The organism is Streptomyces sp. NPDC051664 (assembly GCF_044453545.1).
Classification (GTDB): domain Bacteria; phylum Actinomycetota; class Actinomycetes; order Streptomycetales; family Streptomycetaceae; genus Streptomyces.
This window is the reverse complement of the sequence record NZ_JBITCU010000017.1, coordinates 67,880-82,283: the sequence shown is the minus strand read 5'-3', so window position 1 is coordinate 82,283 and position 14,404 is coordinate 67,880. Positions and strand designations below refer to the sequence as shown.

The window sequence follows — 14,404 nt, the reverse complement described above, 5'->3', positions numbered from 1 at the left end:
CCGTGAGCCACACTGATGGAGACCTTGATATTGATGCAGCACCCTTCTGCCCAGATGGCGCGCAGGACCTGGTTCCTGGCCGTCGGCGCCCCGCTCTGTCACCACATGGCTGCCCTCGCGGCTCCCGCACTGGGGCGCACCTTGATGGTGCAGCGTGACGCCCCTGCCGCAGTGACCGAAGGCCTCGTCCTGTCTGGGCTCGACGCTGGATTCCTGCGGCCGACGGTCGACTCGGAACATGGCGTCGCGCATGTGGTGCGGGCCGTCGACCTGACGCAGGCGCTGGCAGTGCAGGAACAGGTGGCCGCCGTGCACGTCGTGTCACCCAGCCGGTGCGGGGCGGTGGCGGACATCCCTGCACTCGCCGAGGCTGCGCACTCGGCCGGAGTTCCGCTGATGGTCGACGAGACGTGGCGGGAACCTCTGTGCGGAGTCCACCCGGACCTTCCGCCCGGTGCGCTCGCACAGGGGGCGGACCTGGTCGTTGCCGGCCACGTCCCGTTCGGGGAGGAGACGTCGGGGGCGGTGCTGCTGCGCCTGGGGCAGGGTCCGCAGGCGCAACGGCTGGAGTCCTCGGTGGACAAGGCGTTCGACTTCGTGCGGTCCATGGCAGGCAGCGGGGATCCGGAGCGGGCCCGTGCGGTGCTGCCGCCGGCACGCGACGGGGTACAGGCTGCCATCGATTCGGCGGAACGGATCCGGGATGCGATACGTGGACAGGGGAGGTTCGCGCTCGTCGGCGATGGTTTCGGACGCTTCCCGGAGATCGCTGCCGCCGACCCGCTCCGTATCGCGGTCGACACCGGGGCTGGCGGCATCTGCGCGTACGACGCCCGCAGCAGGCTGGCCCACGGGCATCGCATCCGGGTCGAGGCCGTCACCGGATCGGTGATCGTTGCGTCGGTCGCCGCAGCATCCGCGTCCTGCGCGGAGCGGTTCATCGATGCCGTTCACGCACTGCCGTCGCCGCGGCCTGCGGCTCTTGCGGCGCTGCAGGTTTCCCCGCCCACCCCCGGACCTTCACAACTGACCGTCCGTGAGGCCTACTTCGCAAAGAGCCGGGCGGTTGCCGCGGCCGAGGCCGTGGGTCGGCTGTCCGCCTCCGCCGTGACGGCCTGCCCGCCGGGCGTGCCGGTCGTCCTGCCCGGCGAGGTGATCACCGCGCAGACGGTGGCCTTCCTGGCGCTGGTGGCGGCATCGCCGTCGGGCCGGGTCCTGGGGGCGGCAGCCGCCGATGCCACCTTGTTGCACGTGGTGGAAGAGTAGTTTCCGACGCGCTGCCCGCCGCCCGGCGTCCGGTGGCCCCGCGTATGTCGTCGGCTGACGCGCTCGCTCACGGTGTCCTGCCGCGGCTCGTGCGCTGTGGGACCGGACGACCGCAGGGCGGGACGGCTGGACGCCGCCCGCTGCTCGCTTACCTTGCCCGGCGCAGTGGACGCTCCCTCGCTGGTAGGTTTTCATCGTGCGTACCGCTGCCATGACCGGCTCCCTCGTCCAGGTGTGCCTGGACGAGCCACCCCGTGTGGCGAGCGTGGGCGTCGGCGTGCATGGGACCGGGAGCCTTCGCGACGTATTCCGGCTGCCGGATCTGTGGCAACTGCATCTGTACCGGTACGCAGGCGAGCTCACCGTCGACGGTGTGGTGCATGCGATCCGGCCGGGGCACGTGAGCCTGGCGCCGCCCGGTGCGTTGGTGCAGTACCGCTACCGGGGGCGATCCGAGCACCTCTATGCGCACCTGGAACTTCCTCAGTCCGGTGAGCAGTTGACCGTCCCCCTGATGCAGAACGCCGGTGCGGAGGCGCCGATGCTGTCCGGTCTGCTGCAGCAGGCCGTCGCGGTGGCTCCGCGCAGCCGGGCCCGGGCCTCCGCCGAGGTGTGGGCCGCCCTGTGGCGGGTTGCCGAGCTCGCGGCGCCCCGCGGCGGGGGTACCGAGCGGGCGCACAGTCCGGTCGCCGTGGCAGTCGCCCATGTCGAGGCCCACCTGGCAGGGCCGCTGTCCGTGCCCGAAGTGGCGGAGGCCGCCGGGGTTTCGCACAACCACCTCATCCGGTTGTTCCGGGCGGAGACCGGCGGCACCGTCGTCGCGTACATCCGGCGGCGCAGGATGGAGCAGGCCCGGCATCTGCTCCGCGAGTCGACGCTGTCGATCCCCGCCGTGGCGGCCTCGGTAGGCATCGGCGATCTGCAGGCCTTCAACAAGGCGTGCCGGCGCGAACTGGGCGCGTCGCCGCGCGCGATCCGTGCCGGCGGCTGACATCAGTCGCGGCCGGCGCCCTGGTACAGGTCCAGCTCGCCGTCGAGCTCCACGGCCAGCACGGTGGCGTAGTCGTCCACATCTGCGCCCGTGGGGGCGTCGATCCACTGAACTCCGGGCACTTCGCCGAGGCCGCCGATGACCCGGTGGCCGAGCTCGGTGCCCGAACCGACCACGCTCACACGCTTGACCGGGGTCCGCAGACCGCGGATGGCGATGGTCTCGCGCGGTGCGTCGAAGCAGATCAGATAGAGGGTGCGGCGGTCCGCGGACAGGGTGCTCGGACCGTAGTGATGCCCCGCTGGGAGCCCGGCCACCGTGCCGTACACGGCGCCGCAGTGCTTGGCGATCCAGCCGCCGAGCCCTTCGAGGCGCTCGACCTGCTCGGCCGGAATCGTGCCGTCCTCCTTCGGGCCGACATCAAGAAGCAGATTGCCGCCCATTCCGATGGTCTCGGCGAAATAGCGCACCAGCTGGCGCACCGACTTGTGGTTGTTGTCCTGGTGCTGGTAACCCCAGGAGTCGTTGACGGTCAGACACAGCTCCCACGGCCCGTCCGGGGTCTGCAGCGGCACGCCTTGCTCGGGCGTGGCGTAGTCCCCGTAACTGAGCATCCGCGCGTTGAGAACGGTGTCCGGGTTGCCCGCGAGGATCTCCTCGGAGAGCTCCCGCATCTTCCACTGTTCCTCGCTGCGCTCCCACTCGCCGTCGAACCACAGCAGGTCGGGGCGGAAGCGCTCGACGAGCTCGGTGACCTGGGCATTGCGGTACGCCAGGAAGCGTGCCCAAGCCTCCGGGTCCTCCGTGCCGGGCGCGGCCGAGGCGTAACGGTTACCGGCCACCTCCTCGTTCGGTGGGTCGGTGTGCACCGTGCTCGCGTAGTCGGGGTGGTTCCAGTCCGAGTGCGAGTAGTACAGGCCGACCTTGAGGCCCTGCTCGCGCAGCGCGTCGGCGTACCCGGCAAGGAGGTCGCGGCCGGCGGGCGTGTGCCGCACGACATTCAGGTCGCCCTGCTCGGTGTCCCAGAGGGCGACGCCGTCGTGGTGGCGTGCGGTCAGCACCGCGTACTTGGCGCCCACGCGCGCGAACAGGTCCGCCCAGGCCTTCGGGTCGTACTTCGAGGCGGTGAAGCGGTCGAGCTGCTTCATGTACTGCTCGTGCGGGACCTTGCCGGTGTAGAACGACCAGGACTCGGGGACGCCGTCGACGGCGTAGATCCCGTAGTGGATGAAGATGCCCAATTTGGCATCGGAGAACCAGGGCTGCATTGACATGCGATCACGCTAGGCAGGGGTGCCCCGTCCGCGCGTGGGGCGCAGTCACCATTACTGGTCTGTTTTCACCTTGTGAGTGACTTGCAGGAGCTCGCTCCGGGCTGCAGACTCCCGGCCGGATCGACTGGCCGGCCGGGTTCCGTGCCGAACGCCGTCCAGCCCTCTGTGCCGTAGCGGTGACAACGCCGCCGCGCTTCGGTGATGTCGGCCAGGACCTCTGACTGACGGCATCGGGCGTCCGGGCACGGCCGTCGCGCCGCCGAAAGGGCGGTGGCGCCGGCCGGTCCGGTCGACGACCGAGCTGTGCGGGATCACAACTTCCCGTTCCTGAGCGGCGAATTAATGCGACGTCAGTTGCCAAACTGACCATTGGTCTTGACCAATGACCTTGTTCGTCGAAACGATGACGGTCGATCCCACCCCCCATGTGACACTTCTGCGGGAGAACCCGAACCCATGCGCATATCCACGTCCGCCGCTGTCCTCACGCTCGGCGGATCCCTCGTCCTGGGCCTGGCCATGCCCTCGTCTGCCCAGGCAGCGCCCCGTGACGCGGCCGGCACCTGCTCCACCGATGCCTTCGGAATCGCCGCCCACTACGGCGAGTTCGTCCTGGGAGACGACACCCACACTCCCGATGCCGAAGGCGCAGTCGCGGTCGGCGGCGACGCCGACTTCACCGGCGGCTTCAGCATCGGCCACGAACTGACCGATGCCGAGCTTGCTGCCCTGCCCGGCCGCGCAGCGCTCGTGGTGCGCGGCACCACCGAGACGGGCTCCTCCTTCACCGTGGTGGAGCAGGGGAACGCCGTCGTGGGCGGCGACATCAACGGCGGGAACACCATCGAGTTGAAGAATGGCTCGCTGAGCAAGAATGCCCATTTCATCGACTTCGAAGGAGAGTTCGCGAAGCTTCGCGCACTGTCCACGGGTCTCGCAGCCGAGCCGATGACCGCGGACGCGAATGTCACCCCGAAGACCGACGGAGGCAACACTGCGCTGACGCTCACAGGCAGCCACAGCGACCGCAATGTCTTCACTGTCCCGGCCGTCGAACTGATGAAGGCCAAGGAGGTGTACATCCGGGTGCCGAGCGGTGCGACCACCGTCGTCAACGTCACCGGAGACACCTACGACATGGCGAAGGCAGGCACCACCGGCTTCTTCCTCGCCGCTGATGACGGAAAGTTCATCCTGGACGACAAGTCGCAGAGTGCGGGCAACGGCGCCGTGCGCGCCAATCTGCTGTGGAACTTCCCGGATGCCACAACGATCACCAAGCACAGCAACGCAGCCTGGCCCGGCACCGTCCTGGCCCCGCAGGCGCACTTCGAACTCGGTTCCGGTGCACCGATCAACGGCTCGCTGCTCGTCGCGTCGTTGCACGGCACGGGTGGTGCGGAGGCACACCACTACCCGTTCAACGGCTGCCTGGCGTCCGTCACTCCGACGTCGGCGCCGAGCGGGACACCGTCCGGAACTACGGCGGTCCCGGGGGCAGCGACCCCCTCGGACTCCCCGTCGCCGACCGGCTCGCAGACGCCCGGCGCCACCCCGTCCGCGTCCGTCAGCCCGCCCCCGGCCGACGGCGGGCTGGCCACGACCGGCGCGAACGGCACGGTCCCGATGACGATCGGCGCGGGCATCGTGCTGGTGGCGGGCGCGGGCATCGTCCTCGTCACCCGGCGTCGCAAGGCCGGTGCGCGCACCTGACGCGCCGCAGCCGTCCCGGCAGGGTGGGCGACCGCGCCTGACGAGGACGTCCACCCGCGGGGCAGGGCGCTCGGAGATCCGCTCCGGGCGCCTCACCCTCGTGCTCGATCCAGGCCTGTCGAGTTCGCTGCCTGAGCGTTCATGACTTGGCCCGCATGCCCGCCGGTTCCGCGTCCCGCGCCAAGCTGCGCCGTGCACAACCGTCCCGTGAAGGCGCTGACCGGCCTTGAGCAGCTGGTGCGCGCTCTCTTCTTCCGGCCTGCCGGCGTGGCCGGGACGACGACGCAGGAAGAGCCACCGCCGACGGGTCGTTCAGTGCCTTCGTACATTCGGTGCCGGGACCAGACGGACGACAGTGTTGAGTACATGGTCGATCACGTCGCGCGAGGGCTTGTCCGTGAGGTTGGTGAGCATCCGGGCCAGGGTGTTGAGCAGAAACGGCGATCCCATGACGTACCGGTTGAGGATCGGTTGGAAGCCCCAATGGCTGAAGACGACGTCGGCGGCCGCGTTGCCGAGACGGTAGAAGCGCCCCCAGCGGCGGTTCATCTCGACAGGGTAGCCGTGCAGTACTCGCTCCCGCCCGGGGCCCGCGGGAAGGGCGAGGGCGAGCGCGGCGCTCTCGGCTGCGACTTCGCCGGCTTCCATGGCCTGGCCGATGCCCTCCCCGTTCCAGGGGCTGATCATGCCTCCGGAGTCGCCGACCAGGAGGAGCCCCCGCGTGTAGAGGGGATGACGATTGAAACCCAGGGGCAGCGCCGCGCTCCGGACAGGGCCCTCGGCGTTCTCCTCACGCAGTCCCCAGGCGTCAGGAGTGCGGGCCAGCCACTGGTCCAACGTGGTCCGCAGGTCCGCGGTGCCGTGCCGCCGGTGAGGCAGCGCACCGAGCCCGACGTTGACGCGTCCGTCTCCCATGGGAAAGATCCAGCCGTACCCCGGGAGGTAGTGATCGCTCCTTGGGAAGCGGAGATCGGCCCACAACTCCAGGTACTCCTCCTGCGACCTTTCCGGGCTGCGGTAGTAGCGGCGAGCGGCTGTCGCGATCTGCCTGCTCCTGTCCCGCTGCAGGCCCATGGCGAGGGCGAGGCGGGCGGAGGCGCCGTCGGCAGCGATGACGATCGGTGCGTGGAAGGCCACCGGCTCCTTCGCTCCGGCCGTGGCGGTGACGCCGGTGATGCGGCCGGCGCGGTCGGTCACGGGTCGGGGCACCTTCACGCCGCTACGCAACCGTGCTCCGGCTCCAACGGCGTGGCGGGCGAGGATGTCGTCGAAGTCATGCCGACTCCGCGAGAGGCCGAAGTCCGGGTAGCGCCCCAGGGCCGGCCACTCGATGTGCACCTGATGCTCACCGGCCACCCATCGCATACCGCGTGAACGCGTCCACCCGGGAGCCTTTATGTCGATGCCCATCCGGATGAGCTGGTACACCGCCCGCGGGGTCAGGCCGTCCCCGCACACCTTTTCCCGGGGGAAATGGGCCTTGTCCAGGAGCAGGACATCGATGCCCGCCTTGGCGAGGTGGAAGGCTGCGGACGAGCCCGCAGGCCCCGCCCCCACCACGATCACATCGGCTTCTTCGCCCGAGCCGTGGACGGAGCGATCGTCCGGCGGGGACTGCTCTGGCGTCGTTTCCCGCATAGGGGACCCCTTTCTTGGGACAGCCGGTGCCGCACCGAGGACGGCAGCCCGGTACGTCATCATCGATCAGGACGAGCCGGTGCGGAACCTGGCCGGATGTCCGGCCGCGCCCCGGAACACTCCGGTTCACCTCGGCCGATCTCTTCGGCACACTCGCGATCTCAACGGCGTGACCACGACGACAACTTCGACCACTCCCGACCGGGCGGATCAGGTGTGCGCGACCCGTCCTCAATCATGAGGACGCCGGCACGATGGCGGGGCTCGAGATCGTCAAGTAGCGTGCCGGCGCCCCGCAGCATCAGGGCGAAGCACCACCATCGAAGCCGACGACGGGGGGACGAGCTCGTCGCGACGAACCGCAACGTCAGGCGCGTACGGTCTCGGCACGGACGTTGCGACCGGCTGCTTCGCCGGGCGCTGTTGCGATCGTTGAGTGCGGCGCGCGGTACCGGCGGCTCACTTGTCGTGAGGTGGTGGGCAGGGTCAGCTGTCCGGGAGCCGTCGGCGACCACCGAGGCGAGGAGCAGCCGGTCGGCGCAGAGGACCGCCGTTCGGGGTCAGCTCGCCGGGCGCCCCGACTCTTCCTCTCTGTGGATGGTCAGTTCGCCGTCGGCGACGTCGATCCGGAGACGGCTGTGGGGCTGCAGGCTGCCGTCGAGCAGCATGCGGGAGAGCCGGTTGTCGACCTCGCGCTGGATCGTACGGCGCAACGGGCGGGCGCCGTATTCGGGCTGGTAACCACGTTGGGCGAGCCATTCGACAGCAGCCAGGGTGACATCGACGGTGACGTCCTGGGCGCGGAGCCGGCGTCTCGAGTCGTCCAGCAGCACGTTGGTGATCTGCCGTAGCTGCTGGTCGGCGAGTTGACGGAAGATCACGATCTCGTCGATGCGGTTGAGGAACTCCGGCCGGAAGTGTTCGCGCAGTGGGCGCAGCACCCGCTCGCGGCGGGCCTGCTCGTCGGCGTCCGTGTCGCCGGCACCGAAGCCCATCGCGCCGCCGCGACCGGTGATGGCCTGCGAACCGAGGTTGCTGGTCATCACGATGACGGTGTTCTTGAAATCGATCGTGCGGCCCTGGGAGTCGGTGAGCCGCCCGTCGTCGAGTACCTGCAGGAGGATGTTGAAGACGTCGGGGTGTGCCTTCTCTATCTCGTCCAGGAGCAGCAGCGAGTAGGGGTTCCTTCGTACCGCTTCGGTGAACTGTCCGGCCTCCTCGAAGCCGACGTAGCCGGGGGGAGCGCCGACCAGGCGGCTGACGGTGTGCCGTTCCTGGTACTCGCTCATGTCGAGACGGATCATCCGGTCCTCGCTCCCGAAGAGCGCCTCCGCGAGCGCGCGGGCGAGTTCGGTCTTGCCGACGCCGGTGGGGCCGAGGAAGAGGAAGCTGCCGATCGGGCGGCTGGGGTCGGCCAGACCGGCCCGCGAGCGCAGTACGGCGTCGGCGACGGCGGTCACCGCTTCGTCCTGGCCGATGACGCGCTTGTGCAGATGTTCTTCCAGGCCCAGCAGCCGGTCCCGCTCCTCCTGGGTGAGGCTGCTGACGGGAATTCCGGTCTGGCGGGACACGATGTCGGCGATGTCTTCGACGGTGACCTCGGCGACATGACTGCGGGGTTGCTGTTCGTGGTTTCCCTCGGCGATCCGCTGCTCGAGGTCGGTGAGCCGATCGCGCAGCTCGGACGCCCGCTCGTACTGCTCGGCGGCGACGGCCTGGTCCTTGTCCCGCGTGAGTTGCTCCACTTCGCGTTCCAGGGCGCGGATGTTGGTGCCGCGGGTGGAGGAGCGCAGCCGGACCCGTGCGCCCGCCTGGTCCATGAGGTCGATCGCCTTGTCGGGCAGGTAGCGGTCGGTGAGGTAGCGGTCGGACAGCTCGACGGCGGCGAGCAGTGCCTCGTCGGTGTAGCGGACCTGGTGATGGGCTTCGTAGCGGTCCTGGAGACCCCGCAGGATCTCGACGGCGTCCGCCGGGCTGGGCTCGGGGATCAGAACCGGCTGGAACCGGCGGGCGAGCGCGGCGTCCTTCTCGATGTAGCGGCGGTACTCCTCCAGCGTGCTGGCTCCCACGACATGGAGTTCGCCACGGGCCAGGGCGGGCTTGAGCATATTGCTCGCGTCCATCGGGCCGCCCTCGGAGCCGCCGCCCGCCCCGACGACGGTATGCAGTTCGTCGATGAAGATGACGAGCTCGCCGGAGTGGGCGCGGATTTCGTCGATGAGGCCGGTGAGCCGTTCCTCGAAGTCCCCACGGAAGCGGGTACCGGCGACGACTCCTGAGAGGTCGAGCTGGATGACACGCCGCCCCAGCAGGATGTCGGGCACGTTGCCGTCCGCGATGCGCTGGGCCAGTCCCTCGACGATGGCGGTCTTGCCCACTCCGGCCTCGCCGATCATGACGGGATTGTTCTTGCTCCGGCGGGCGAGGACCTCGATGGTCTGCTCGATCTCCTCGTCACGGCCGATGACCGGGTCAATGCGGCCCTCCCGGGCCAGGTCGGTGAGGTCGCGGCCGAACTTGTCCAGGTTGGGGGTGTTCCGCTCGGCCGGGCCGTGACGCTGGCCGGTGCTGCCGGGTACGGGTGCGAGGCCGTCCCGGGCGCCGGCGGGCGGCGAGAAGTGCGCTGCGTTGAGCATCTGCCCCGCTGCGGAGTCGCGGTTGGCGGCGAGTGCCACCAGTACGTGTTCCGGGCCGATATAGGAGGCGCCGGTGGAGCGCGCGATCTCATGGGCGTCGAGGAGAGCGCGCTTGACCGCCGGCGTGACGGCGATGAAGTTGCGTGGCGGCCCGTCCCCGGCCTGCCGGTCGATCTCGGCGGCGAGCGCGTCGGGATCGGCGCCCGCCCGCGAGACCATGCGGCGCGTCGGCTCGGCGGAGAGCGCGGCCCGCAAGAGGTGCTCCGTGTCGAGGTCGGTGCTTCCGTGCTGGGCGGCATAGGACGCGGCGACGGTGACGAGTTGCCGTGCGGGCTCGCTCAACAGCCGGCTGAAGTCGATGCGCCGCGGGTCGGGTGGCTCGTCACCCTGTCCGCTGCCGAGAAAGTGCGAGAGGAAGTCTCCGAGGGGGTCCGGACCGTGGTCCTCGGGACCCTTCTGTCCGTCGGTCATGAGTATCCGTCCCCGTGGCCCGGCCGGACCGGGCCACGCTGTCTCAGTGCACGTGAAGCCGTGTTGGACGCGGTCCCGCAGGTCCGGCGTCACCTCAGATCGCCGCAACCCCACTTGCCCCAATTTAGACGATATGGGAGCTGTGTGTCGGCCAAGCGGACCAAGGGGCGGCGGGGCCGCAGGGGTGCCTGCCGCGTCTCGATCTGCTATTTCCGGTGCATGGGATGGTCGGCGTCCGAAGGGAGGACCCTTGGGGGTGTCCGCCCCCGCACCGCAGTGCATCCATCCGGAGGCGCGCCGCATTTCCTAATAGTGCACGTGTTCGAATGCGAGGTATGCTGCAGATATGGCATCGCACCAGCTCCAGGGATCCCTGTTCGATCAGAGCGACGACGTGCGCCTACGCCCACTGGACGGGCTCCGCAGAACCGAGCTCGGTGACGGAGCCTGGATCGACCTCCTCCCGGGTTGGCTTGGTGGCGCCGACGCCCTGTTCGAACAGCTGGCCACGGATGTTCCCTGGAAGGCCGAGCGGCGGCAGATGTACGAGCGGGTCGTGGACGTCCCGCGTCTGCTCGCTTTCTACAGTGCCGGTGAACCGCTGCCGCACCCCGTCCTCGACGAGGCGCGGCAGGCACTCTCCACGTACTACGCCGCCGAGCTCGGCGAACCCTTCACGACAGCCGGCCTGTGCCACTACCGCGACGGACGCGACAGTGTGGCCTGGCACGGGGACCGCATCGGCAGGGGGGCCCGCGAGGACACGATGGTCGCCATCCTCTCCGTGGGAGCGCCCCGCGACCTGCTGCTGCGCCCGTGCCGCGGCGGTGATGTCGTCCGGCGGCCGCTCGGACACGGCGACCTGATCGTGATGGGCGGCTCCTGCCAGCGGACCTGGGAGCATGCCGTCCCCAAGACCGCGCGGGCCGCGGGAGGGCGCATCAGCGTCCAGTTCCGGCCGCACGGGGTGCAGTGATCCGTCGCCTCGACGATGCCGGGCTTCAGGCGTGAGGGAACTGACGGTGTGCCCTCTTGCCGATGTCGTTCAGCCGACGCATCAGGCGACCTTGGATGTGGGGTGACCGAGGGCGCATCGAAACGCCATCACCTCGACCGAGGCCTGGGTGACTCGGCGTTCGTGCAGACGGGCTGACGGGAGGTCCGGTCCGATCGGTCAAGGTGTCCTGGACACCTTGTTCCAGCTCGTCCACGGTGTTTCGCCGTCTGCTGAAGGGCTCCGGCGATGCCGTCGTCGGAGCCCTGTCTGTGTGCAGGCGATGGACGGCCTGAGGGGCCGCAATTTCGTCAGCAGCCGGGCGAACGTCAGTGGGGGCACCGGCTGCCGGTTTCCAATGGTTGGCGGGTCAGGCGTCGGACTTGGAGCGGGACCGGGCGGCGGGGCGGCGCAGTTCTTCGTTGATGCGCTGGGCTTCGTCGAGCTGGTCTTCGAGGATGATGATGCGGCAGGCCGCCTCGACCGGGGTGCCCTGGTCGACGAGTTCACGGGCGCGGGCGGCGATTTTCAGCTGATAGCGGGAGTAGCGGCGGTGGCCGCCTTCGGAACGCAGCGGAGTGATGAGACGGGCTTCGCCGATGGCCCGCAGGAATGCGGGGGTCGTACCGAGCATTTCGGCGGCCCGGCCCATGGTGTAGGCGGGGTAGTCGTCGTCGTCGAGACGGCCGAGCGGATCTTCTGCGGTCATTTGCACCTCTGATCGGGGAACGCGTCAGGGGGCCCTGGTGCCGTACGGCACCAGGGCCCCGAGGGATTTGAACACCATCTGCCGGCCTACTGCGGTGCCGACCTGTCGTTTCCGCACCGGCACCCGGGAGATGGGGGCGAGTGCGGGGATCGCGGATACGTGACCGTGGGACCACCTTCCGTTCCGGGACTGCGGTACCCGGGCCGTTTACGTCCTCGCCCGGGCGATCCTGATGGCGTCTGCCTCCTTCTCGTCTTTCTGATCCATTTGCTTGCTACTGCGGTTTGCGTACCGCTGACGGCCCCGATGGGCCGCCCGGCCCGGCAATCAGCGAGGGGACCCCTGGATACTTCCGGCCCCGCCACTCCACTGCCGTGCCCCAGCCTCCTTCTGTCCTGCATACGCGCCAGTTCGTCTCTGCCGCGCTGTGCTGACTTCTTGGCTACAAGAAAGACGCTAACTCCGACAAGCGCGCATGTCTACTTCCGCCACGACAGATTTTCTACGCGGGGAAATGGTGGAGATCTATCCCTTGCGCCGACTCGAAACCGCAGCGGGAAGCGCGATGGAGGGGTGTGATGGCTGAGGGAGCGAGCACGCTGCCTGACACGGAAGGCTGTACGCCGATACAGGTGGTGCGTACGCGCTCCGGCCTGATCCGGGGCTGACATCCCGGGAGCATGCGCCGCCGCGGACGAGGGACACAATGAGGTATATGGGTGTCCAGCGCGCATCGATGGACCGCCTCCTGCAGCAGCCGTCGGGCCGCAGGCTGGTGGCGATGCCGCTCGCCCTGATCATAGTGATCACTGTGGTGGACATCCACTCGCCGGCCGATGTCCACCTGGGGCCGCTGCTTGTCATCGCGCCCGCACTCACCGCCTCCTTCGCCGGACCATGGCTGACTGCGGCAATCGGCGTTCTGGCTGTGGTCGCTCAGGTATTCATCGCTGTTCTCCACGGCGGGCTGGGCACGTCCAACCACATTGCGCAGATGGCCGCCCTGACCGTGCTCTCCGCTTTGGTGGTTTTCGTCTGCTACGTGCGGGAGCGGCGCGGTCGCCAGCTGAGCCGGGCACGATCGGTGGCCGAAACGGCACAGCGAGTTCTGCTGCGGCCTCCGCCCCGCCGAATCGGGCCGTTGCGCGTGGCCTGGCTTTATCTGGCCGCCGAGGACGAGACCCAGATCGGCGGCGACCTGTTTGCGATCGCCCGCACGGCCCATCCCGGCACGCGGGTGATCATCGGTGACGTCCGCGGTAAAGGCATGGCCGCCATCGGTGAGGCATCGGTGGTGCTGGGCGCGTTCCGTGAGGGTGCTCACCGGTGCGCAACGCTGCCCGATCTCGTGGCGGCACTCGAGGAGAGCTTCTGCCGGAACCTGGAGGATGTGGCCGATACCAAGCACGACCCCGGCGAGCACTTCATCACCTCCCTCATACTCGACATTCCCGACCACGGCTCACGGGCCCAGGTGATCAACTGCGGCCATCCCCCGCCCCTGCTGGTGCACGATCACCAGGTGACGGCCCTGGACTCGCGCCGCCCCGCACCCCCGCTGGGTATGTGCGGACTGCCCGTCTCAAGCCACCTCGTCGACCCGTTCCCCTTCGAACCCGGCGACATCCTCCTGCTCTACACCGACGGCGTCATCGAAGCCCGCTCACCGACCGGAGCCTTCTACCCGCTCGTCGAACGCGTCGCCTCCTCCTTCGCCACCAGCCCCGATGCCCTGCTGCGTGACATCCACGACGACCTGCTCGCCCACGTCGGCGAGCAACCCACCGACGACGCCGCCCTCCTGGTCATCGAACGCACCGCATCCCACCACCTCCACCGGCCGCATCTGGAGTGAGCCTGCACCGTGGGCTTCCCGGCCGGTCAGGACCCGCATCGTGGCGCCGCCCGCCGAGCGCGTAGGACCCTCGGCCGACGGGCCCATTCCCAGCCCCTGCGTCGGTCCGTGTGGCTGCCCGATTCGCGATGAGTCAGGTGACGCGCAGTCCGCCGTCGACGAACAGGTCGAGGGCGTTGACGCCGGTGTTGCGGAGGACGAAGTCGGTGGCATCGACGACCTCCGCCGTGGTCACGAGGCGTCCGATAGGGGTACGCGCCAGGTGGGGGTGCTCGGGTGCGTCGTGCCACTTGGCGCTGTCTCCCACGACGCCCGGGTGGATCGCATTGATGCGGTGGGGCGCGATTTCCACGGCCAGGGTTTTCACCAGGCCGGTGATGCCGCTGTTGAAGGCGGTCACCATGGTGGAACCGGGGTAGGGGCGTTCCTTGGCCAGGCCACCGAAGAGCACGACCGACGCGCCGGGGTTGAACCGCTCACGTAGGGCTCGCACGGTCTCGGTGTAGCCCACCAGTTTGGTGGTCACTGACTCGATGGCTGCGGCGATATCGAAGTCTGCGAGGGAGTTGACGCCCTGTTTGATGGCGGTGATCACCAGGTTGTCGACCGCGCGCACTTCGCTGAGCGCGGCGGCGATCGTCTCCGGCTGCGACAGGTCGACGGCCAGGCCTCTGGTCAGGCCGCCGATTTCGCCGGCCACCGTGTCGGCGTGTGCCGTGGTGCGGCTGGTGATGAGGACAGTGTCGCCACGGTCGGCGAACCGCTGGGCTACGGCGCGGCCCAGTCCGCTGCTTCCTCCGACGATGATCGAGGTGGTCACGATCCAGTGGTCCGTTCAGGTCGACGGGTGGCTGACA

General features: G+C 69.1%; 10 protein-coding genes. 5 read left to right on the top strand and 5 right to left on the bottom strand.

Going from position 1 to position 14,404, the window contains the following annotated elements:
• The first annotated feature begins 33 nt into the window (after positions 1-33).
• The gene (locus ACIA8E_RS27420) at positions 34-1,266 is read left to right on the top strand and encodes an amino acid decarboxylase (RefSeq protein WP_399301967.1); all 1,233 of its coding nucleotides are present in this window, start codon (positions 34-36) and stop codon (positions 1,264-1,266) included.
• A gap of 211 nt (positions 1,267-1,477) precedes the next feature.
• The gene (locus ACIA8E_RS27415) at positions 1,478-2,257 is read left to right on the top strand and encodes a helix-turn-helix transcriptional regulator (RefSeq protein WP_399302018.1); all 780 of its coding nucleotides are present in this window, start codon (positions 1,478-1,480) and stop codon (positions 2,255-2,257) included.
• Between the two features lie 2 nt (positions 2,258-2,259).
• Here the strand turns inward: ACIA8E_RS27415 and ACIA8E_RS27410 are convergent, their stop codons facing one another.
• Positions 2,260-3,531: an alpha-L-fucosidase gene (locus ACIA8E_RS27410; protein ID WP_399301966.1), complete on the bottom strand. Its 1,272-nt coding sequence runs from the start codon at positions 3,529-3,531 to the stop codon at positions 2,260-2,262.
• A gap of 456 nt (positions 3,532-3,987) precedes the next feature.
• Between ACIA8E_RS27410 and ACIA8E_RS27405 the strand changes: the two genes are divergently transcribed.
• Positions 3,988-5,244, top strand: coding sequence for a choice-of-anchor A family protein (locus tag ACIA8E_RS27405; RefSeq protein WP_399301965.1), 1,257 nt, complete (start codon positions 3,988-3,990; stop codon positions 5,242-5,244).
• A gap of 312 nt (positions 5,245-5,556) precedes the next feature.
• On the opposite strand, the gene ACIA8E_RS27400 is transcribed toward ACIA8E_RS27405, so the two are convergent.
• Positions 5,557-6,882, bottom strand: coding sequence for a geranylgeranyl reductase family protein (locus tag ACIA8E_RS27400; protein WP_399301964.1), 1,326 nt, complete (start codon positions 6,880-6,882; stop codon positions 5,557-5,559).
• Positions 6,883-7,442: 560 nt separating this feature from the next.
• Entirely contained in the window at positions 7,443-9,989 is a 2,547-nt protein-coding gene (locus ACIA8E_RS27395) for an ATP-dependent Clp protease ATP-binding subunit (RefSeq protein WP_399301963.1), read from the bottom strand.
• A gap of 346 nt (positions 9,990-10,335) precedes the next feature.
• Between ACIA8E_RS27395 and ACIA8E_RS27390 the strand changes: the two genes are divergently transcribed.
• Positions 10,336-10,965, top strand: a complete 630-nt coding sequence (locus ACIA8E_RS27390; protein ID WP_399301962.1) for an alpha-ketoglutarate-dependent dioxygenase AlkB — start codon at positions 10,336-10,338, stop codon at positions 10,963-10,965.
• A 388-nt stretch (positions 10,966-11,353) separates the two neighbouring features.
• Here the strand turns inward: ACIA8E_RS27390 and ACIA8E_RS27385 are convergent, their stop codons facing one another.
• Complete coding sequence (locus ACIA8E_RS27385; RefSeq protein ID WP_399301961.1) at positions 11,354-11,692, bottom strand: MerR family transcriptional regulator; 339 nt, start codon at positions 11,690-11,692, stop codon at positions 11,354-11,356.
• A gap of 715 nt (positions 11,693-12,407) precedes the next feature.
• On the opposite strand from ACIA8E_RS27385, the gene ACIA8E_RS27380 reads away from it, so the two are divergent.
• Positions 12,408-13,547, top strand: a complete 1,140-nt coding sequence (locus ACIA8E_RS27380) for a PP2C family protein-serine/threonine phosphatase (RefSeq protein WP_399301960.1) — start codon at positions 12,408-12,410, stop codon at positions 13,545-13,547.
• Positions 13,548-13,680: 133 nt separating this feature from the next.
• Here ACIA8E_RS27380 and ACIA8E_RS27375 read toward each other — a convergent pair whose 3' ends face one another.
• A complete protein-coding gene (locus ACIA8E_RS27375) occupies positions 13,681-14,367 on the bottom strand; it encodes an SDR family oxidoreductase (protein WP_399301959.1) in 687 nt (228 codons plus the stop codon).
• Positions 14,368-14,404: the final 37 nt, after the last annotated feature.